19 protein-coding genes are annotated in these 21,799 nt (G+C 37.3%); all 19 read left to right on the forward strand.

Annotation, left to right across the window (positions count from 1 at the left end):
* The first annotated feature begins 73 nt into the window (after positions 1-73).
* Positions 74-1,741 carry a ribonuclease J gene (locus AC4G3O_RS09550; RefSeq protein ID WP_066100314.1) on the forward strand — a complete coding sequence of 556 codons (1,668 nt, stop codon included), beginning with the start codon at positions 74-76 and terminating at the stop codon, positions 1,739-1,741.
* A gap of 156 nt (positions 1,742-1,897) precedes the next feature.
* Positions 1,898-2,350: a GNAT family N-acetyltransferase gene (locus AC4G3O_RS09555; RefSeq protein WP_491136097.1), complete on the forward strand. Its 453-nt coding sequence runs from the start codon at positions 1,898-1,900 to the stop codon at positions 2,348-2,350.
* Positions 2,351-2,373: 23 nt separating this feature from the next.
* Positions 2,374-2,532: a hypothetical protein gene (locus AC4G3O_RS09560; RefSeq protein WP_490551798.1), complete on the forward strand. Its 159-nt coding sequence runs from the start codon at positions 2,374-2,376 to the stop codon at positions 2,530-2,532.
* Positions 2,533-3,283: 751 nt separating this feature from the next.
* Entirely contained in the window at positions 3,284-3,982 is a 699-nt protein-coding gene (locus AC4G3O_RS09565; RefSeq protein ID WP_373925464.1) for a ClpP family protease, read from the forward strand.
* A 2-nt stretch (positions 3,983-3,984) separates the two neighbouring features.
* A complete protein-coding gene (locus AC4G3O_RS09570) occupies positions 3,985-4,194 on the forward strand; it encodes a YlzJ-like family protein (protein WP_139891216.1) in 210 nt (69 codons plus the stop codon).
* 110 nt (positions 4,195-4,304) lie between these two features.
* Positions 4,305-6,638, forward strand: a complete 2,334-nt coding sequence (locus AC4G3O_RS09575) for a DNA translocase FtsK (RefSeq protein ID WP_139891215.1) — start codon at positions 4,305-4,307, stop codon at positions 6,636-6,638.
* Between the two features lie 443 nt (positions 6,639-7,081).
* Positions 7,082-8,167: a BMP family lipoprotein gene (locus tag AC4G3O_RS09580; RefSeq protein ID WP_491136098.1), complete on the forward strand. Its 1,086-nt coding sequence runs from the start codon at positions 7,082-7,084 to the stop codon at positions 8,165-8,167.
* Positions 8,168-8,646: 479 nt separating this feature from the next.
* Positions 8,647-9,372 (forward strand): GntR family transcriptional regulator, encoded by a 726-nt coding sequence (locus AC4G3O_RS09585; RefSeq protein ID WP_066100299.1) that lies wholly within the window; start codon positions 8,647-8,649, stop codon positions 9,370-9,372.
* Positions 9,373-9,425: 53 nt separating this feature from the next.
* Positions 9,426-10,511 carry a BMP family lipoprotein gene (locus tag AC4G3O_RS09590; protein ID WP_066100296.1) on the forward strand — a complete coding sequence of 362 codons (1,086 nt, stop codon included), beginning with the start codon at positions 9,426-9,428 and terminating at the stop codon, positions 10,509-10,511.
* A 180-nt stretch (positions 10,512-10,691) separates the two neighbouring features.
* Complete coding sequence (locus AC4G3O_RS09595) at positions 10,692-12,218, forward strand: ABC transporter ATP-binding protein (RefSeq protein WP_066100293.1); 1,527 nt, start codon at positions 10,692-10,694, stop codon at positions 12,216-12,218.
* Complete coding sequence (locus AC4G3O_RS09600) at positions 12,218-13,270, forward strand: ABC transporter permease (protein ID WP_066100291.1); 1,053 nt, start codon at positions 12,218-12,220, stop codon at positions 13,268-13,270. Before AC4G3O_RS09595 ends, AC4G3O_RS09600 begins: the two co-directional genes overlap by 1 nt.
* Positions 13,271-14,230: an ABC transporter permease gene (locus tag AC4G3O_RS09605; RefSeq protein ID WP_066100288.1), complete on the forward strand. Its 960-nt coding sequence runs from the start codon at positions 13,271-13,273 to the stop codon at positions 14,228-14,230. It begins immediately after the preceding gene.
* Positions 14,231-14,492: 262 nt separating this feature from the next.
* Complete coding sequence (gene yfmF, locus AC4G3O_RS09610; RefSeq protein WP_066100285.1) at positions 14,493-15,770, forward strand: EF-P 5-aminopentanol modification-associated protein YfmF; 1,278 nt, start codon at positions 14,493-14,495, stop codon at positions 15,768-15,770.
* Positions 15,770-17,056 (forward strand): EF-P 5-aminopentanol modification-associated protein YfmH, encoded by a 1,287-nt coding sequence (gene yfmH, locus AC4G3O_RS09615; RefSeq protein ID WP_066100283.1) that lies wholly within the window; start codon positions 15,770-15,772, stop codon positions 17,054-17,056. Before yfmF ends, yfmH begins: the two co-directional genes overlap by 1 nt.
* A 244-nt stretch (positions 17,057-17,300) precedes the next feature.
* A complete protein-coding gene (gene ymfI, locus AC4G3O_RS09620) occupies positions 17,301-18,026 on the forward strand; it encodes an elongation factor P 5-aminopentanone reductase (RefSeq protein ID WP_066100280.1) in 726 nt (241 codons plus the stop codon).
* A gap of 114 nt (positions 18,027-18,140) precedes the next feature.
* Positions 18,141-18,935, forward strand: a complete 795-nt coding sequence (locus AC4G3O_RS09625) for a DUF3388 domain-containing protein (protein WP_066100277.1) — start codon at positions 18,141-18,143, stop codon at positions 18,933-18,935.
* An 18-nt stretch (positions 18,936-18,953) separates the two neighbouring features.
* Complete coding sequence (locus AC4G3O_RS09630; protein ID WP_140461289.1) at positions 18,954-19,841, forward strand: helix-turn-helix domain-containing protein; 888 nt, start codon at positions 18,954-18,956, stop codon at positions 19,839-19,841.
* An 81-nt stretch (positions 19,842-19,922) separates the two neighbouring features.
* Positions 19,923-20,501: a CDP-diacylglycerol--glycerol-3-phosphate 3-phosphatidyltransferase gene (gene pgsA, locus AC4G3O_RS09635; protein WP_066100270.1), complete on the forward strand. Its 579-nt coding sequence runs from the start codon at positions 19,923-19,925 to the stop codon at positions 20,499-20,501.
* A 43-nt stretch (positions 20,502-20,544) separates the two neighbouring features.
* A complete protein-coding gene (locus AC4G3O_RS09640; RefSeq protein WP_066100267.1) occupies positions 20,545-21,792 on the forward strand; it encodes a competence/damage-inducible protein A in 1,248 nt (415 codons plus the stop codon).
* The last annotated feature ends 7 nt before the right edge of the window (positions 21,793-21,799 follow it).

Here is a 21,799-nt window from a genome sequence, read left to right on the forward strand (position 1 = left end):
GCCGATACACTATCGGTTATAATGGATTCAACTGGAAAATGGACGAGTAGTTGATAACAGGAGGAACAATAAATTGGTTAAACAAATTAGACAGAAGATCAAAGTAATTGCATTAGGCGGAGCAGGAGAGATTGGAAAAAATATGTATCTCGTCGAAGTAGACGAAGATATATTTGTGCTGGATGCCGGGTTAATGTTTCCGGAAACCGAAATGCTTGGAATAGATGTAGTAATTCCAGATATCTCTTACCTTATCGAAAATAAAGAAAGAATTCAGGGGATTTTTCTATCCCATGGTCATGAGGATCATATTGGTGCACTCCCTTATATTATTGAGGAATTGGATGCACCGGTTTATGGTACAAGATTGAGCATAGAATTAACAAAATCCAAAATCGCAGAAATTAACGAAAATTTAAATGTTGACTTTGAAGTAATAGATTCAAATACATCCCTGCGTTTTTCTTCTGCAAGAATCACATTTTTTAAAACGAATCACAGCATTCCTGATTCTGTTGGAATCTGTATTGAAACAAAAGATGGTGCAATCGTTTATACGGGTGATTTTAAATTTGATCAGGCTGCCCAGGGACTTTACAAAGCGGAAATTGGCAAAATGGCAGCAATCGGTGAGTCAGGAGTTCTCTGTCTATTATCAGATAGCTCAGGAGCAGAACGGATTGGATTTACACCTTCTGAATCCCTTGTTGCAAGAAATATGTCTGATGAATTTTACAATGCAAAAGGCAGAATTATTGTAGCATGCTATGCATCTAATCTTAACGGTCTTCAGCAAGTGTTCAATGCTGCGTTTGATAATCATAAAAAAGTAGCGGTTGTCGGTAAATCTATGGAAAAAGTATTGGAAATTGCCTTGGAATTTAATTATTTGGATGTCCATGAGGATGTGTTGATTCCGATAACTGAGATCGACCAATATGAAGATCGTGAAATAATTATCCTTGCGACTGGATTGCAGGGAGAGCCATTTGAAGCACTGCAAAAAATGGCTAAGCATGGTCATAAACAAGTTAATATTAAGCAAGGTGATACTGTATTATTGGCGGCTAATGCTGTCCATGGCGGAGAATTGCTTATGTCCAGGACTATCGATTTATTATTTAGAGCAGGTGCAAAGGTAGTAGCTGGTAAAAATCAAATCCATGTATCGGGCCATGGAAGCCAGGAAGAGCTAAAAATGATGCTTAACCTCATGAAACCGAAGTATTTTATTCCCATCCAAGGTGACTATAAAATGCTAATTGCTCATATGCGCATTGCAAAATCAATTGGCTTTAACCAAAATCAAATCCATATACCAGAAAATGGTGAGGTTATTGAAATAACAAATGACGCGATTGAAAGCGCTGGAAAAGTGACTGCTGGGAATGTTTTGATTGATGGAAGTGGCGTTGGGGATGTAGGAAATATTGTCTTGCGTGACCGCCGTTTGCTATCTCAGGACGGAATTCTAATTGTAGTTGTGACTTTAAGCCGTGCGGATAAGAGTATAGTAGCAGGTCCTGAAATCATTTCACGTGGATTTGTGTATGTTCGAGAATCAGAATCATTAATGGAACAATCAACAAATATTGTGCGTGAGATTGTAATCAAAAATACTTCTAAAGATCATTTTGACTGGGCCGGAATGAAACAGGAAGTCCGAGATAGTCTAAATCATTATCTGTTCGATAAAACAAAACGACGCCCAATGATTTTACCAATTATTATGGAAGTGTAATAAAGGACGTAAATGGCTATCCAGCGGATAGCCATTTTTCTTATTCGGGTAAGTTCCTGTTGAAAAAGCAGATTGATGAATTTGTAACCCCTTGAGGGAACCTTTAAAGATAAGCTAGTTTATTGAATTAAAAGAAGAATGGAAGAGTGATACATAGTGATTACATTTGAACGCGTAACAGAAGAGAATTTATATATAGCAAAAGAAATGATGGATTCTAATTCTTCCTATTTTGATAAGGAGTATGGTATATCGCAAAATAGGAAGGAAATATTAGAATCATTGTCTCTAAACCAAGGTGATTATTTGATTAAAGCCGATGATACGTATATTGGACTAACTGCTTTTAGGGAGTATAAAGAGGAGCAGCTCGTTACGATTAATCTGATGATCATTCATGCAGATTACCAGGGATTTGGTTATGGTACTACAGCCTACTATGAATTAGAGGATCTATTTATCAAGCGTGGATTTAAAAAAATCACACTGAATGTGAGAAGTGATGACAGCAGGATCAAATTATTTTGGGAGAGAAATGGGCATACAGCTAGTGAACAAGATACAAGTAATGGGAAAGATAGAGTTCATTACGAAAAGCATCTTGTTTAGTTTTAGGTTACAGGCGGCTTGCTATGGAAAGCCGCCTTGTTTTGTTTCTGCTCACATTTAAGACTGATGATATGGAAGTAACTTCACCAATTAAAAAAAATAAAAAAATTTTAATGAAAGCGGTTTATTCTTTTAAAAATGGGTATTATATAAATAAGAAAGGAGGAAACAATAGAGTTTAACACTTCAGGTGACTCAATCATATAGTGTTCGTTCCGTAAAAGGAAGCTTAAGTAATAAGAGTGAACGATATATGATCGAAACTATTTCTAAAAGGATTATGTGAATCTTAAACAAATGTGATAATGTGGTTTAATTCTAATGGTGAATTCTTAGGAAATTAACTCAAATGGGGAAGGATTGAAAGACAGATTTATACTGGATAGTAAGAAGTTTCAGTATAAAAAAGTCCAGATATGTTTAACCAAAAGCCTTTCACCGGATATTTTTCAAAAGGGTGGAGTTAATAATAATAGGATTCTTACCAAATGAAAAACCAAAAAAGGCAAGGTGATGGTCACAATTGGATAAGAGTGGAATGGTTGTTTAGTTCCACATAATCAGGATTGATTGAAATGGAAAATCGGGTATGAGTAACCAATAATTGAATATGCAGTGTGTTTTCAAGGTAAACGTAAAAGGTGTAAAGAAACCTTTATAATGCGGAACTAACACACTTCAGCTGAAAAGTTTGTACAGAAGTACCGGGCAGTAAAAAGTTATAATCAGCTGATGCATGGTTGAGTCTCCTAAGGTGTTAAACGATTGTTTCTCCTCAAGAATCCTAAATAAGGATTCTTTTTTTTGTATGTACTAAGTGCCCCTCAAATTGAATGGAAATGATTCCGCTGTACATACTAAAGGGGAGAGCGTTTTTGTAGAGGGGGATTAAGAGTGGATAAAAAGTTAGAGGTACCTCATGAGGAAAAGCCAGTGGATGATAATAAGGGAGCTCCCAGTGCACTTGTAGATAAGATACAAGCTTTGGGACAAACCAATGTGCCGCAGTTGCCAAAAGATTCAACCATCCATTGTTTAACGATTATAGGGCAAATAGAGGGTCATGTACAATTACCTCCACAGAATAAAACAACAAAATATGAACATGTTATTCCACAGCTGGTGGCAATAGAACAAAATCCTGATATTAAAGGGTTATTGGTTATCTTAAATACCGTTGGGGGTGATGTGGAAGCAGGGCTTGCTATGTCAGAAATGATTGCTTCTCTATCAAAGCCGACTGTATCTATCGTTTTGGGGGGAGGTCATAGTATCGGCGTCCCTATTGCAACTAGCTGTGACTATTCTTTCATAGCAGAAACAGCTACTATGACAATTCACCCTATTCGTCTTACAGGACTTGTAATCGGAGTACCCCAATCATTTGAATATCTTGATAAAATGCAGGATCGGGTTGTGAATTTTGTGGTCAAGCACTCAGACATTAATGAAGACACATTTAAGGATTTGATGTTTGCGAGAGGAAATCTTGCGAGAGATATTGGAACAAATGTAGTGGGGGAAGATGCTGTGAAAACAGGTTTAATTGATGAGGTTGGCGGAATCGGTGCAGCGATTTCAAAGCTTAACGAGATGATAAGAGAAAAAAGTGACTCTTCGAAAGGAGATTAAATATGACTTTTTATACAATTATGCCTTTGGATACTTTGATGTATGAAGAATTATATCAAGCCAGTCATGAAATGTTTAAGAAGGATGGTATTCCGTTTATTGGTGAAAGATTACCTAATGGAGCAGTAAAGGTTAACCGGATTATCAGTACAGATCCGAATGATTACTTATCAGAGACACTTGCGCCAGGAGCGGTAATTAACAACCTGTAATAGCAGTCAGTGTGTATTATTTATGCTATAATAAAGGGTGAACGGGGTAAAGGCAGCCAAGTTGGCTGCTTTCTTTCGTTTTTAATTCTATATGAAATACGGGTGGTCGAATGAGTAAGAAAAAAAAGAAATCTCGCTCCAAAAAAGGTGACCAAATAAAGTCAACTTTAAAATATGAAATATCGGGACTTTCTATATTTGGGTTTTCTGCGATTGCGATGGCAAAGCTTGGGGCAGTAGGTACTTCATTCGTGTTTCTTTCTAGGTTTTTTATGGGTGAGTGGTACATTTTACTTCTGCTTGGCTTAATGGTCTTTGGTGTGTTCCTAATGTGGAAAAGAGAGATTCCGTTCTTTTTTAAACGCCAGCTGGTCGGTATATACTTCATTATTTTAGCAATCTTACTCTCATCACATATTATTTTATTTGAGAATTTGTCCTCTAATAATGGATTTACCCAGCCAAGTGTCATTTTAAATACCTGGGAAATCTTTTGGATGGAATTACAGGGAACTGCAAGTACCATTGATCTTGGCGGTGGGATGATAGGTGCAATCCTTTATGCCGTCTTCCATTTTTTATTTGCAGATGCCGGCAGTAAATTTATTTCATTTTTATTGATTGTTGCAGGTTTAATTCTTATAACCGGTAAAGGCTTAAGTGATTCAATTGGCAAAGTACTTGGTGCGATTGGAAGATTTATCGTCAGCCAGTGGAAATCGTTTATGGCTGAACTGCGAGAGCCTAAGACTTCAAAGAATAAAAACAAAAACCAGAAAGCTAAAAGTAAAAGTGAATCGGTACAAGCTTCCTCAGTACTACAAGATGAGGGAAGTAATCCAGAAAAAGAAGATACACTTGAAGAAAGAATTATTTCGAATTTTGCTGATCGTGCCTATTTGGATGAGGAAATTGATGATAAGAAAAATGATGATCAGATAAGTAAACCAAATGATAGCACAGAAGCTCCTGCTGAACCTGTGCCACATATGAATTTTACAGAAGTTGAAAATGTGGACTATAAACTTCCAAAATTATCGCTATTGAAGTCACCAAAAAAAGCAGATCAAAGTGGAGAATATGAATTAATACATACAAATGCTGAGAAATTAGAGAGTACTTTTAAAAGCTTTGGAGTGAAAGCTAGGGTCACTCAAGTTCACTTAGGACCTGCAGTTACGAAATATGAAGTACATCCTGATGTAGGTGTAAAGGTTAGTAAGATTGTGTCATTATCAGACGATCTGGCATTAGCGCTCGCTGCTAAGGATATACGTATTGAAGCACCAATCCCAGGTAAATCAGCGATTGGGATAGAAGTGCCTAATTCAGATGTAGCAGTCGTTTCATTAAGAGAGGTTCTCGAGGTACAGCCTTCTGAAAAAAGCGGTTCTAAACTATTAATTGCTTTGGGTAGAGACATATCAGGTGAAGCAGTTTCTGCTGAACTGAATAAAATGCCTCACTTACTCGTAGCCGGAGCAACCGGAAGCGGGAAAAGTGTCTGTATTAACGGAATTATTACTAGTGTACTCATGAGAGCAAAACCACATGAAGTTAAAATGATGATGATTGATCCAAAAATGGTGGAGTTAAATGTTTATAATGGAATTCCTCATCTATTAGCTCCAGTTGTAACGGATCCTAAAAAAGCAGCTCAGGCATTAAAGAAAGTTGTTATGGAAATGGAAAGACGTTATGAGCTGTTTTCCCACTCAGGAACTCGAAATATTGAGGGGTACAATGACTTAGTGACGAGACAAAATTTAGAAGAAGGCGAAAAAAATCCTTTATTGCCATATATTATTGTCATTGTGGATGAGTTGGCAGACCTTATGATGGTTGCGTCCAGCGAGGTGGAGGATGCGATAACAAGGCTTGCACAAATGGCAAGGGCTGCAGGCATACATTTGATTATTGCAACCCAGCGGCCATCTGTAGATGTTATAACAGGAGTTATAAAAGCTAACATACCATCAAGGATTGCCTTTAGTGTTTCCTCCCAAATTGATTCAAGAACCATATTAGATATGGGAGGGGCAGAAAAACTTCTCGGTCGCGGGGATATGTTATTCCTGCCTGTAGGTGCGTCAAAGCCAGTACGGGTACAAGGTGCCTTTTTATCAGATCAGGAAGTGGAAGATGTAGTAGACTTCGTGATTTCTCAGCAAAGAGCCCAATATCAAGAGAATATGATTCCGGATGAAGTTCAGGAAACAGTAAGTGAATCAACAGATGACTTATATGATGAAGCCGTCAAATTAATTGCTGATATGCAAACCGCCTCTGTTTCGATGCTCCAAAGACGATTCAGGATTGGGTATACAAGGGCTGCACGTTTGATCGATGAGATGGAAGCTCGCGGTGTCGTTGGTCCGTATGAAGGAAGCAAACCAAGAACTGTACTTGTTCCCAAGGACTTCGATCAAGCTAGTAATTCATAAAAAGAGCAGTATAGATACCAAACCCGAAAGTTAGATTTAAAAACTAACTTTTGGGTTTTTTAGTATGTTAAATAACTGAATTTTGAACTGTAAAGAAATTTTATAAGTGAGTATTTTTTCAAAAAGTTATCAATAATTTTATATTAGGATAATTTATTTATTTTTACTTAAATTCATGTTAAATTAAAATCGAATTAGCAAACATATATATATATAATTATCAGGAAATAATTTTTCCGGATAAGAAGTACATGCACTTATTTATTGTACATATTTGTATAATACAAAAGCGAAAAATTGTACCCAAGTACACAATGCACCATTTAAGTATGGATTTTCTATAATCATTTAACAGATTCATCTAAAACGATGTTATGTGTAAAAGGATAGGGAAAAGCTCATACTATATGGAGCACCGACTAATTATTTTGGAGGTTGTTATGTTGAAAAAGAGTAAATTTGGACTGGCTTTGTCTCTTGTGCTAGCTGCTAGTACCATTCTTGGTGCTTGCGGAAGCAAAGAGGAGAGCAATGAAGGCGGCACGGCCAATGAGAAAAATAATTTCACTGTCGCAATGGTTAGTGACACAGGTGGTATTGATGACAAATCCTTCAATCAATCTGCATGGGAAGGTATTCAAGCTTTTGGTAAAGAGAATGGATTAAAAGAAGGTAAAAACGGCTATACCTACCTGCAATCTGAATCAGATGCTGATTACACCACAAACTTAAACCAACTTGTACGCCAAAAGTATAATTTAATATATGGTGTCGGATTCACAATGGAGGATGCAATTAAAGAAGCGGCTGATCAAAATCCGGATGGGAAATTTGCAATTATCGACTCAGTGGTTGAAGCTGATAACGTTGCAAGTATCACATTCAAGGAGCATGAAGGTTCATTTATTGTAGGTGTTATTGCCGGTATACAAACAAAATCCAATAAAGTTGGCTTTGTAGGTGGAATAGAGAACCCGCTAATTCAAAAATTTGAAAAGGGCTTTATTGCTGGTGTTAAAACAGTAAATCCTAATGCTGAAGTACAAGTGAAATATACAGGAAGTTTCAGTGATGCATCTCTTGGTAAAGCAACAGCATCAGCTATGTATAAATCAGGTATTGATGTCATTTATCACGCAGCAGGAAATGGTGGTAAAGGAGTCTTCACTGAGGCAAAAAACATTAAGAAAAGCAATCCTGAAAAAGATATATGGGTAATTGGTGTAGATAAAGACCAAGCTGATGAAGGTGAAATCAGCGGTACAGACATGAACGTAACGCTCACCTCCATGGTTAAGCGTGTTGACTTAGCTGTACAAGAAGTTTCAAAACAAGCGATGGAAGGATCCTTCCCAGGAGGAAAGAACGTAGAGTTTGGTCTTGAAAATAATGGTGTTGATATTGCACCGACTAAAGATAACTTATCTGACGATATACTTAAAAAAGTTGATGAATATAAAGGTAAAATTAAGAATGGTGATATAAAAGTACCATCTACTCAAAAAGAACTTGATGCATTTTTAAAATAAGATAAAGGGATAAGGGCCTCGGTCCTTATCCCTTTAATCTCTAAAGGACCTATTAGGACTTAGCAAAGGGAAAATAGTTTTGAGGATGGACCACGATGCCAGTCTTTCGTAATTAGGCTAGAAGAATATGAAAGGTATTTTAGAAAAATATTAAAAGTCAGTCACATGGTACAAAAGGGTAGCCTAGCGATTAGATGGAAAATAGATATTTATTGAATTTTTTTTCAGTTTATGTTTTAACAGAATATTTATAATATATAAACTTTTTTTTGTAGGAAAAAAGACTTACGTGAAAAAAAGTCAGATATACCAGGGTTTTTTCGACATTTCCGTGGAAAAAAACGGATAAGGTAACGCTTCCAAAATATGATATTTTTGTGAATAGCTATTTCTTTCTTTGGAAATACATGATAAATTATGAGTGGTTAGTAGATAACATCAATAGAATGAGAGTGGGAAATTTCCTGGGGGAAAAGAGTATGTCTATCAGACACGACAACCGACAATTATATCTGCAAGTAATCGACAAGATTAGACAGGACATAAGAACCGGTATCTATAAGGAGCATGAAAAATTGCCATCTGAGTCTGAATGGGCCAAAATACTCGGTGTGAGTAGAGCGACATTAAGAGAAGCACTCAGAATTTTGGAAGAGGATAATGTGATTATACGCAGGCATGGGGTAGGTACTTTTGTGAATTCCACTCCTTTATTCTCTTCGGGAATTGAACAATTAAAGAGTGTGACAGATATGATTTGCGAAGCGAACATGAAACCAGGAACAATTTTTTTAAACTCATTCATAGAGGGTGCAACAGAAGAAGATATGCGAAGGTTCGACTGTCAAATTGAGGATCAGTTTTTAGTAATCGAGCGAGTCAGAACTGCTAATGGGGAACCTGTCGTTTATTGCTTGGACAAGATACCTGTTCGTGTGTTACCGGAACCATCTCTTTATCAAGAGGAATCATTACTTCATGTCTTAGAAAGAACTGCCGGTATACAAATTACATACGCTGTGGCTGATATCGAACCACATGGCTATCACGAAAAGATTTCACCTATTTTAAATTGCAAATTGGACACTGCTCTGCTTTTACTAAAACAAACTCACTATGATAGTAAGGACAAACCATATCTATACTCGGCCAACTTCTTTAAAGCGGATACATTTCGCTTTCATATTTTGCGTAAAAGAACATAATTTATGCGCAAAATAAGAGAACTACTGCCAAAAAAATATAGGGGGTTAAGACCTTGAAAAAACGCAAATTTGGAATGGCATTGTCACTAGTTCTGGCTGCGGGCACAATTTTAGGTGCTTGTGGAAACAAAGAAGAGAAAGGTAACAGCAGTGAAACAGAAGGTAAGGACAATTTCACAGTTGCCATGGTAACAGATACAGGCGGGGTTGATGACAAATCCTTTAACCAATCCGCTTGGGTAGGTATACAACAGTTTGGTAAAGATAACAATCTTGAAAAAGGTAAAAACGGTTATGATTACCTCCAGTCCAAATCTGATGCTGATTACACTACTAACTTAAATCAGCTGGTACGACAAAAATTTGACCTTATTTATGGGGTAGGTTTCTTATTGTCTGACTCCATTACAGAAGTTGCCGAGCAAAATCCTAAGAGCCAATTCGCATTAATTGATTCTGTTGTAGATGTTGATAACGTGGCAAGTATCACATTCAAAGAGCATGAAGGATCCTTCCTGGTAGGTGTAGTAGCCGCGATGCAAACTAAATCCAATAAAATTGGATTTATTGGTGGAGTTGAAAGTGAACTTATTAAAAAATTTGAGAGCGGATTTATAGCAGGTGTTAAATCAGTTAAACCTGAGGCAGATGTTCAGGTAAAATATGCAGGTGATTTTAATAAAGCTGATATTGGTAAAGCTACAGCACAAGCAATGTATAAATCCGGTATTGATATTATCTACCATGCAGCCGGCGGAACAGGTAAAGGCGTATTTACAGAAGCAGTTAACATCACTAAAAATGATCCAAGCAAAGAAATCTGGGTTATTGGGGTTGACTCTGACCAAGCAGCATTAGGTGATGTACCTGGTACAGACAAAAATATCACATTAACATCTATGATTAAACGTGTTGATTTGGCAGTTGTGGAAGTATCCAATCTTGCTAAGGAAGGCAAATTCCCTGGCGGAGAAAATGTTGAATTTGGTTTAGAAAATGATGCAGTTGATATCGCACCTTCACAAGAAAACTTGTCAGATGAAATTAAAACTAAAGTTGCAGAATATAAAGAAAAGATTAAGAGTGGAGAAATTAAAGTACCATCTACTCGTGAAGATTTAGATACATTCTTAAAATAAGCACTTCCTAGTAAGGGATGAGGATGTGATCCTTATCCCTTGCGATTACCTTGGCTGATGTCAGTCTGACATCAGACCTTTAAGCAATATGGTAAAGGAAAGGTTGCTAAAACTAGATTGGCAACTTTTCTTTTGTCATCTTACTTATGAATCTTCTCTGGAAAAAGGAGTGAAAAAACTGTGGACTATGTTATTGAGATGTTGCACATCCGTAAAGAGTTCCCGGGCATCGTCGCAAATGATGATATCACCTTGCAATTAAAAAAAGGTGAGATTCATGCGTTGTTGGGAGAAAATGGTGCAGGAAAATCCACGTTAATGAATGTCTTGTTCGGTCTTTACCAGCCAGAACAAGGGGAAATCCGTGTAAATGGTAAGGAAGTAAAAATTACAAGCCCAAATATTGCAAATGACTTGGGCATAGGAATGGTGCATCAGCATTTCATGCTTGTTGATACGTTCACAGTAACAGAAAACATTATTCTTGGTAAGGAGCCCACCAAAGGTGGAAAAATTGATTTAAAAGAGGCTGCCCAGGAAGTTAGGCAGTTATCAGAAAGATATGGATTGAAAATTGATCCGGATGCCAAGATTTCTGATATCTCTGTAGGTATGCAGCAAAGGGTTGAAATCCTTAAAACTCTATATCGTGGAGCTGACATTCTTATTTTTGATGAACCTACAGCCGTATTGACACCACAGGAAATCAAAGAGTTAATACAGATCATGCAAAATTTGATCACTGAAGGTAAATCCATCATACTGATTACTCACAAACTTAAAGAGATTATGGAAGTCTGTGACCGTTGTACGGTTATTCGTAAAGGAAAAGGAATTGGTACTGTAAATGTCAGTGAAACGAATCCTAATGAATTAGCGAGTCTGATGGTAGGGCGAGAAGTGGTTTTTACAACTGTGAAGCAGGATGCAAATCCAAGTGGAGAGGTATTGAATATACAAGATCTTGTAGTTAAAGACTCCCGTGGTGTTGAAGCAATTCGAAGCCTTAACCTATCCGTTCGTGCAGGAGAAATTGTGGGGATTGCAGGTGTCGATGGAAATGGACAATCTGAGCTGATTGAAGCAATCACTGGCCTGAGAAAACCAGAATCCGGTACCATTTCTATAAATGGGACTGAAATCCAGAAGAAGAGTCCAAGGAAAATTACAGAAACAGGAATTGGGCATATTCCTCAGGATCGACATAAATATGGTCTTGTACTAGACTATTCAATTGGCGAGAATATGGTTCTCCAAACATATTATCAAAAACCACTTTCAAAATGGGGAATCTTAAATTATAAAAATATCTTTAATAAAGCTCGTACTTTAATTAAAGAGTTTGATGTTCGTACTCCAAGTGAGTATACTCCGGCAAGAGCTTTGTCTGGAGGAAACCAGCAAAAGGCGATCATTGCTCGTGAAATAGATCGAAATCCTGATTTGTTAATTGCTGCTCAGCCAACACGTGGCCTTGATGTAGGAGCTATTGAGTTCATTCACAAACGTTTAATTGAGCAACGAGATCAGGGGAAAGCAGTATTGCTTGTTTCCTTTGAGCTGGATGAAATTTTAAATGTTAGTGACCGTATTGCTGTTATATATGAAGGTTCCATTGTGGCTATTGTTGATCCTAAGAAAACGACTGAACAGGAACTCGGATTATTAATGGCAGGAAGTAAGGTTAAGGAAGCGGGGAAAAGCTAATGTATAAAAGATTATCGAACTTATTAATCCCTGTTATAGCTGTCTTGCTCGGTTTAATCGCAGGTGCTATCGTAATGTGGGTCAGCGGTTATGATCCGATAGCTGGTTATGGAGCTTTATGGGATGGTATATTCTATGATTCCTATGCAATAGGTGAGACAATCCGTCAAGTGAGCCCTTATATACTTGCAGGTTTAGCCGTTGCCTTTGCATTTAGGACTGGACTTTTTAATATTGGTGTTGAGGGCCAGTTTTTAATGGGATGGTTAGGTGCTGTTTGGATTGGAACGTTATTTACTGACCTTCCTAAAATCATCCATTTGCCGCTTGCGGTCATTGTTGCTGCTTTAGCTGGTGCTTTATGGGCATTCATTCCAGGTCTCTTAAAAGCTAAATTTAGAGTGCATGAAGTTATAACAACCATTATGATGAACTACATTTCTCTTCATGTAGTTAACTATATTATCACTTACGTTTTAACAGATAACATGGACAAAACTGAAAAGATTGCTCCATCAGCATCTTTACGTTCTGACTTTTTAGCTGAAATGACGATTAACTCTAGATTACACTGGGGATTTGCGATAGCTATTCTTGGAGCAATCATAATGTGGTTTTTATTAGAGAAAACAACAAGAGGCTACGAATTAAAAGCTGTCGGTTTTAACCAGCATGCATCTAAATATGCAGGTATCAGTGTAGATCGCAATATAGTTTATGCCATGCTGATCTCTGGTGCTTTTGCAGGACTTGCTGGTGCTATGGAAGGACTTGGAACATTCGAGTATATTGGTGTAAAAGGGGCGCATACAGGAGTAGGTTTTGACGGAATCGCAGTTGCATTACTAGGTGCTAATACAGCGATTGGAGTTGTGCTTGCAGCTTTATTATTCGGTGGATTGAAATATGGTTCATTAAATATGCCAATGGAAACTGGAATACCAACTGAAATCATTGATGTAGTTATAGCTTTAATCATATTCTTTGTTGCATCCAGTTATGTTATTCGTCTCATGCTGAGAAAGTTTAGCAAGAAAAAGGGGGTGGAATAAGTGAGTTTTTTAGAGATACTAGCGATACTTGTTCCTTCTACACTTGTTTACGCTTCTCCACTTATTCTGACAGCCCTCGGTGGTGTATTTTCTGAGCGTTCTGGTGTAGTAAATATTGGATTAGAAGGTTTAATGGTAGTTGGTGCTTTTACAAGCATTGTATTCAACTTGACATTTGCAGATACATTTCATGAATGGACTCCTTGGATTTCATTAGTTGTAGCTATGGTAGTTGGTGGGATTTTCTCCCTATTGCATGCAGTTGCATCTATAACATTCAGGGCTGACCAAACAGTCAGTGGGGTAGCCATTAATATGTTGGCGCTTGGAGCTTGTATGTTCCTTGTGAAATTAGTTTACGGAAAAGGACAAACTGATAAAATTGCTGAACCATTTTACAGTTTTGATATACCTGGTTTAAGTGATATACCTGTATTGGGTAAAATTTTATTCTCAGATGTATATTTAACCTCGATTCTGGCGATTGTGATTGCTGTGATTTGCTGGTATGCCATTTATAAAACACCGTTTGGTTTACGCCTTCGTTCAGTTGGTGAACATCCAATGGCCGCTGACACAATGGGGATAAACGTTAATAAAATGCGTTATATTGGTGTTATTTTAAGTGGAATTCTGGGAGCGTTGGGTGGAGCTATTTATGCTTCGACTATTGCTTTAGACTTTACTCATGCGACAATATCCGGACAAGGTTTTATGGCGCTTGCAGCAATGATATTCGGTAAATGGCATCCAATTGGTGCAATGGGCGCAGCGTTATTCTTTGGATTTGCGCAATGTTTAAGTATTGTAAGCTCAATGCTGCCATTCTTTAGTGACATTCCGAATGTATATATGTTAATTTTGCCATATGTATTAACGATTCTGGCTTTAACAGGATTTATTGGACGTGCAGATGCTCCAAAAGCATCCGGTACGCCATATATCAAAGGAAAACGTTAAAAGGTAAACTCATTCATGATTTAATCAAAGACAAGTGCTGTTCTTATTGCAAGAGCAGTCCTTGTCTTTTTTTTTCTAACCTAAAGCGTGTCGATTTTAATTAGATCGAATTTAGAAGAAAGAATGAAAGAAGGTCAGGGTCAGTTCCTTGATTTACATTCCATTTAACCTGTATATTCAAACTAAAGGTTTAAAAAAAATCCTTGAGACGAACAATATGGTTAAGAACCTGCATAACATTGAGTAAAGGGAGGTCAAAAATATGGCAGTTATTGATGAGATTAAACTAAAACAAGCTGGCATTACGATTCATTTTGTACCAACTAAGAAATTTAAAACAACGACGCTTGTTTGGAAGATGAAAGCACCTTTAAAGGAAGAAACCGTTACATATAGAGCTTTGTTGCCAAATGTCCTGCAAAGTAATACAGCTGCATATCCAACATCTACAGCTTTCCGCTCCCATCTAGATCAATTATATGGAGCCAGTCTTTTTACAGATGTCAGTAAAAAAGGCGAATATCATATTATGAGTTTTCAAATGGAAATGGTAAATGAACGATTTTTATCCAAGCCTGAACCGCTGTTGGAACAAGCGTTTAAGCTTTTACATGATGTTTTGATTAATCCTAATGTAAAGGGAGATGCTTTTGATGCGGATACAGTTGCAAAGGAAAAGCGTGCTCTGAAACAAAGGCTGCAGGCTGTATATGATGATAAAATGCGTTATTCTTCATTACGCTTAACTCAGGAAATGTGTATGGAAGAAAATTATCGGCTGGAAGCAAACGGGATTATAAGCGAAGTCGATGAAATCACTCCTGAATCCCTATACAATTATTATAAAAAAGCGTTTGCCGAAGATGAATTGGACCTCTATGTAATTGGGGATTTGGATGAAGCCAGGGTAACGCAAATGTCTAGTGAATACTTTCAGTTCGCGGAGAGAAAACCTGAACGGGTTATGCATAATAAACATGATATCCTTGAAGTGAAAGAACTGAAAGAAACGCAGGATATCAAACAGGGTAAGCTGAATATTGGCTACCGAACAAATATCACTTATGGCGATCGAGATTATTTTGCTTTGCAAATGTTTAATGGGATATTTGGAGGGTTTTCACACTCTAAACTTTTCATAAACGTTCGTGAAAAAGCAAGTTTGGCGTATTATGCCGCATCACGACTTGAAAGTCATAAAGGTCTTTTAATGGTTATGTCCGGCATTGATAATAAAAATTATAATCAGGCAGTAACGATCATAAAAGAACAAATGGAAGCTATGAAAAAGGGCGAATTTTCGGATCAAGAAATGGAACAAACAAAAGCAATCATTAAAAATCAATTGCTCGAAACGATCGACACCTCCCGTGGTCTAACAGAAGTTCTATATCATAATGTGGTTGCCGCTGTTGATAAACCATTGGATGATTGGTTGTCTTCGATTGATAGAGTAACAAAGGATGAAATTGTGGCTTGTGGAGAAAAAATTCAAATGGATACGATCTATTTTTTAAGTGGAGATGAGGTGACTGAGTAATGGAGAAAATACTATTTGACCAGCTTCAGGAAGAATTATATTTCGAAAAAATGGATAATGGTTTGTCTGTGTACATCCTTCCGAAAAAAGGATTTAATAAGACCTATGCCACTTTTACAACTAAATATGGATCAATCGATAATCATTTTAAAGAGCCCGGTGCAGATGAATATTCCAGGGTCCCGGATGGAATTGCGCACTTCCTAGAGCATAAATTGTTCGAAAAAGAAGATGGTGATGTATTCCAGCAGTTCAGTAAACAAGGTGCAGCGGCCAATGCTTTTACATCCTTTACTCGAACAGCGTACCTTTTTTCCAGTACAACGGATGTAGAGAAAAATTTAGAAACATTAGTTGATTTTGTCCAGGAACCATATTTCTCGGATAAGAGTGTGGAAAAAGAAAAAGGGATTATTGGCCAGGAAATTACCATGTATGATGATAATGCAGATTGGAGATTATATTTCGGTATTATTGAAAATCTATATCATAATCATCCTGTGAAAATTGATATAGCTGGTACCATTGAGTCGATTTCAGGAATAACAAAAGAACTGCTCTATAAGTGCTACAATGCATTTTATCATCCAAGCAACATGCTTCTGTTTATTACAGGGCCATTGGATCCGGAAACAATCATGCAGCAAGTTCGTGACAACCAGGCTAAGAAAAACTTCGATAAACGTGGGGAAATCGAACGGAAATTTGATGCAGAGCCGGCTAATGTCGCTACTAAAAAACGCTCAACCAATATGCATGTCCAGACGCCTAAGTGTGTGGTTGGATTGAAGGCAAATAATCCAACTCTCCAGGGGATTGATTTATTAAAACAAGAGCTATCTATCAACCTCTTTCTGGATATGACTTTTGGAAAAAGCTCCGAGTATTATGAAAAACTATATTCTGAAGGGTTAATTGACCATTCATTCTTTTATGATTATACACAGGAATATGGATTTGGATTTGGAATGGTCGGCAGTGATACAGATAAGCCGGATCATTTAGAGGAAGAATTGAAAAATATTCTTTTTGCGGCCCGCGAAGGAAAAATTGTAACAGAGGAAAAATTAAATTCAATTCGTAAGAAAAAAATTGGTGCCTTCCTCAGGTCATTGAATTCACCTGAATCGATAGCCAATCAATTTACACGATATGCTTTTAATGACATGAAGCTATTTGATGTTGTGACTGTTTTGGAAGCTTTGACCTATGATGAAGTGAATAAAGCAGTACAGGAATTTATAGATGAGGATAGAATGTCAGTATTTCAAATACTTCCATCCTGAATGGGTAAGAGCCAAGCCGTAATGGTTTTGGCTCTTTTTGTATTTAAATTTGTTTATATAATACAAGGTAAACGGACAATTAACCAGCTTAACTGATTCACTGGTTTACGATAACTATTTGGTAGGATTAAAGAAGCTTATATTAGAAACAATTGACTATTTTCAATTGGTGGTTTTACTTTTCATCTTCAAGCTTTATAATGAAAAGTATTGTAAGTGTTATTTACGGCAAGGGGTTTTTATTATGAATGGAAAATATGCACTCATTACGGGTGCTAGTGGAGGAATTGGTCAAGCAATTGCATTACGTTTGGCTGCAGAGGGCTGGAATCTATATCTCCATTATAACCGTAATCTTAGCGGAATTAATTCGCTTTTAGATCAGTTAAAACCATTTCAAATACAGGTGAAAGTAATTCAGGCTGATCTAAGTAAAGATGGCGGACATCAAGTTATAATTGACGAAATTAATCAAATTGATACGATAATACTAAATAGCGGTGACAGTCATTTTGGTTTAATAACAGATATAACCGATGACCGAGCCAAACAGATGGTTTCATTACATATTACATCTCCCTTTTTATTGACTAAAGGACTAGTTCCTAAGTTAATACAAAAAAAAGATGGCAGTATCATTGCCATTACTTCTATTTGGGGAGAAGTGGGTGCTTCCTGTGAAGTTCTTTATTCAATGGTAAAAGGTGGACAGAATTCTTTTATCAAGGCACTTGCGAAGGAGCTTGCACCTTCCGGAATCCGTGTAAATGCTATATCACCCGGTGCAATTTCCACACCTATGCTCAATCGATTCGATTCTGAAGAGCTTAGAGAATTGGAAGAAGAAATCCCAATGGGGCGGCTGGGGCATCCGAAGGATATCTCTGGAGTTGTTTCCTTTGTCCTCTCAGAAGACTCCAGTTATATAACAGGGCAGATTATCAGTGTGAATGGCGGATGGAATACATAAGTATTTAATGCTACACTATGTATTTTGCTTTCCACTCGTCAGTAAATCAGATATGATAGGATATAGGGAAAATATTGAAGGAATTTGTCAAATATTTCTCTTAGGGGGAACGGTATGGACAAGAAGGAATGGTATTTTGAATATGAAATTAAAATTAACCGTCCCGGTTTGTTAGGGGATATTTCTTCTTTGCTAGGAATGCTCTCCATAAATATCGTAACCATCAATGGTGTGGATGAGGGGAGAAGAGGTATGCTTCTCTTGGCGAAGGATAATCGTCAAATTGAACGCCTGGAATCAATTCTGCAAACAATGGATACGATAAAAGTAACTAAACTTAGAGAGCCGAAATTAAGAGATCGGTTAGCAGTCAGACATGGTCGTTATATACAAAGAGATGCAGATGATCGAAAAACATTCCGATTTGTAAGAGAAGATCTTGGGCTTCTAGTTGATTTTATGGCCGAGCTTTTTAAACAGGAAGGCCATAAACTAATTGGAATCAGGGGTATGCCCCGGGTTGGTAAAACTGAATCGATTGTTGCTGCAAGTGTTTGTGCGAATAAGCGGTGGTTATTTGTATCTTCCACCTTATTAAAACAAACCGTTCGAAATCAATTAATTGAAGATGAATACAATGAAGATAACTTATTTATTCTGGATGGGATTGTTTCAACTCGCAGAGCCAATGAAAGGCATTGGCAGCTTGTGCGTGAGATCATGAGACTTGATTCAATTAAAGTTGTTGAACATCCTGATGTGTTTGTACAAAATTCAGAGTATACAATGAACGATTTTGATTATATTATTGAACTACGTAATGACCCGAACGAAGAGATCACATATGAAGCAGTAGACCAACAGTCCTCTTTATTTGGAGGATCCGAATTTGGATCGTTTGATTTTTAGTGATTAGAAGGTGTTTATATGACGGAATTAGGTAAAGTATTAAAGGAAGCCAGAGAGTCTAAAGGATTAACCCTGGATGACCTTCAACAGATAACCAAAATACAAAAGCGTTATCTTGTTGGTATAGAAGAAGGCAATTATGAAATGATGCCGGGCAAATTCTATGTCAGAGCGTTTATTAAACAATATGCTGAAGCAGTTGGATTAGATCCTGAACAGCTTTTTGCGGAGCATCAAACGGATATTCCTGCGGCAGTTCAGCAGGAGGAGATTCCTCAAAAATTATCTAGAGTGCAATCGAAAAAAACATTGCCAGTACAGCATTCAAAGTGGATGGAAGTACTTCCTAAAATTTTGATAGCTGTGTTCCTTGTTGCAGTAGTGGCTATTATTTATTACTTTGTAGCAAAAGCCATTGGTAATAATGATGACACAGGGACAGTTAATCAAAACGGTGACCCTGTAAGACTTGAGCAGGGTGAATCCACAAACCAAGAAGAAAACACCAATGAGAAAGAAGAAACGGAAACAGAAGAAGAAAGTAATCCAGAGAATGCTGAGGAAGAATCTAAAGAGCCGGAAGAAGCAGGTTCTGCTGAGCTGAAAGTGACCTCCGCGAATGGAAAAAATACAACATATGAATTAAGTAATACAGATGAATTTAAGGTATCAGTAAAATCTACCGGCGAGACATGGGTATCTGTTAAAAACTCCAAGGGAGAAAATCTCTTCAATGGGGTGATTCAAAATGGAGAAAGCCAGGATTTTGATCTTTCAGATGATAATCAAATAGTCATGAATATAGGGAAAACTCCAGACACTGAAATTTTTGTTAATGATGAAAAACTGGAGTATGAAAGTGAACTGATTGTTCAAAACATAACGATTGATTACACGAAGGAGTAAGATTGGAAGGTCATCAATGGATGGCCTTCTCTCGTCTATCCTTTTATAAATAAAATTTAAAAGTAAAGTGAGGAACATCAAGTGAATTTACCGAACAAGATAACGATTTCCAGAATTTGCATGATCCCTGTGTTTATGATTATCATGCTTCCATCCATTGATTGGGGAACGTGGGTGATTAACGATGTGGAGTTGCCTATCTCTCATTTTGTTGGAGCTATCATTTTTATCATTGCTTCCACTACTGATTGGATTGATGGATATTATGCTAGAAAACATAATCTGGTCACAACCCTTGGAAAGTTTCTTGATCCGTTGGCAGATAAACTTCTTGTATCTGCAGCATTAATTATCCTTGTAGGATACGAGTTGGCCCCTGCTTGGATTGTTATTTTAATTATCAGCCGTGAATTTGCGGTAACAGGTCTTCGCCTGGTTCTAGCCGGTGAAGGTGAAGTGGTTGCAGCGAATCAATTGGGTAAAATTAAAACATGGACTCAAATCATAGCTATAGCTGCATTACTATTGCATAATCTACCATTTGCGTGGATTAATTTCCCGTTTGCTGATATAGCTCTTTACGTAGCCTTATTCTTTACTCTATGGTCTGGCTGGGATTACTTTGCTAAGAATAAACATGCGTTTTTAAATTCTAAATAAGGGTATCATTCTAAATATAACTTGTTAAATGGCGGGTGACAGAATGAATGCAGAATTAATAGCGGTAGGCTCTGAGTTATTACTTGGACAGATTGCAAATACCAATGCTCAGTTTATATCAAAAAGCCTGGCAGAGATAGGTATTAACGTATATTACCATACAGTAGTTGGGGATAATCCTGTACGATTAAAAAAGGCTATTGAAATTGCAGAATCCCGAGCAAATCTCATAATATACACTGGTGGGTTGGGACCAACAAAGGATGATATAACAAAAGAAGTTGTAGCTGCCCATATAGGTAAAACATTAATAACAGACCAAAAAGCTATGGAAAATATTGAAGAATATTTCAAGAAAATAAAACGGGTGATGACAGAAAACAACCGGAAGCAAGCATTGGTTATTGGAGGATCGGAAGTATTCCCTAATCAAAATGGAATGGCTCCCGGAATGGTTGTGTCTCATGGGGATATTCTTCACATTTTATTACCAGGTCCTCCAAGTGAAATGCAGCCAATGCATCAAAATTTTGCAGTTCCTTATCTTTTGAGATTAATGGACAGAGTGGAGCGTATAGATTCCCGAGTCCTCCGTTTCTTTGGTATTGGGGAATCACAGCTTGAAACAGAAATAGAAGATTTACTGGATCAGCAAAGTAATCCGACAATAGCGCCTCTTGCCTCAGATGGAGAGGTAACTCTTCGTATTACAGCTAAACATGAATCTATTGAAGAAGCTGACAAACTATTAAAAGAGACAGAAGAAAAAATTCTTTCGCGTGTGGGAGAATATTTTTACGGATATGATGATGCGACTATTATGACTGAACTTATCAATCTTTTAAAAGAAAATGAGCTTACAATATCGGCAGCAGAAAGCTTAACCGGCGGAATGTTTCAGGAAAAAATGACGGATATACAGGGAGCCGGTTTAATCCTTAAGGGCGGTATTGTTGTTTATACCAATGAAGCAAAGGAAAAGCTTTTGAAGGTCGAACAATCAACCATCGACCAATATGGAGTTGTCAGTGAGCAATGTGCTATGGAAATGGCTGATAATATTAAAGCCATGCTCCAATCTGATATTGGGATTAGTTTTACTGGAGTAGCTGGACCAGATGAATTGGAAGGTCATCCGGTAGGGACTGTTTATATCGGTATAGCCATTTCCGGTCAGAAAACGTACGCAAAGAGATTGGACTTAGGCGGTATGCGTGAGGTTAATCGGGTAAGAAGCATGAAGTATGGCTGTCATTTTCTTATCCGAAAGTTGAGAGAGTTATATGCATAATAGAAAA

The organism is Bacillus sp. z14 (2026), from assembly GCF_058313575.1.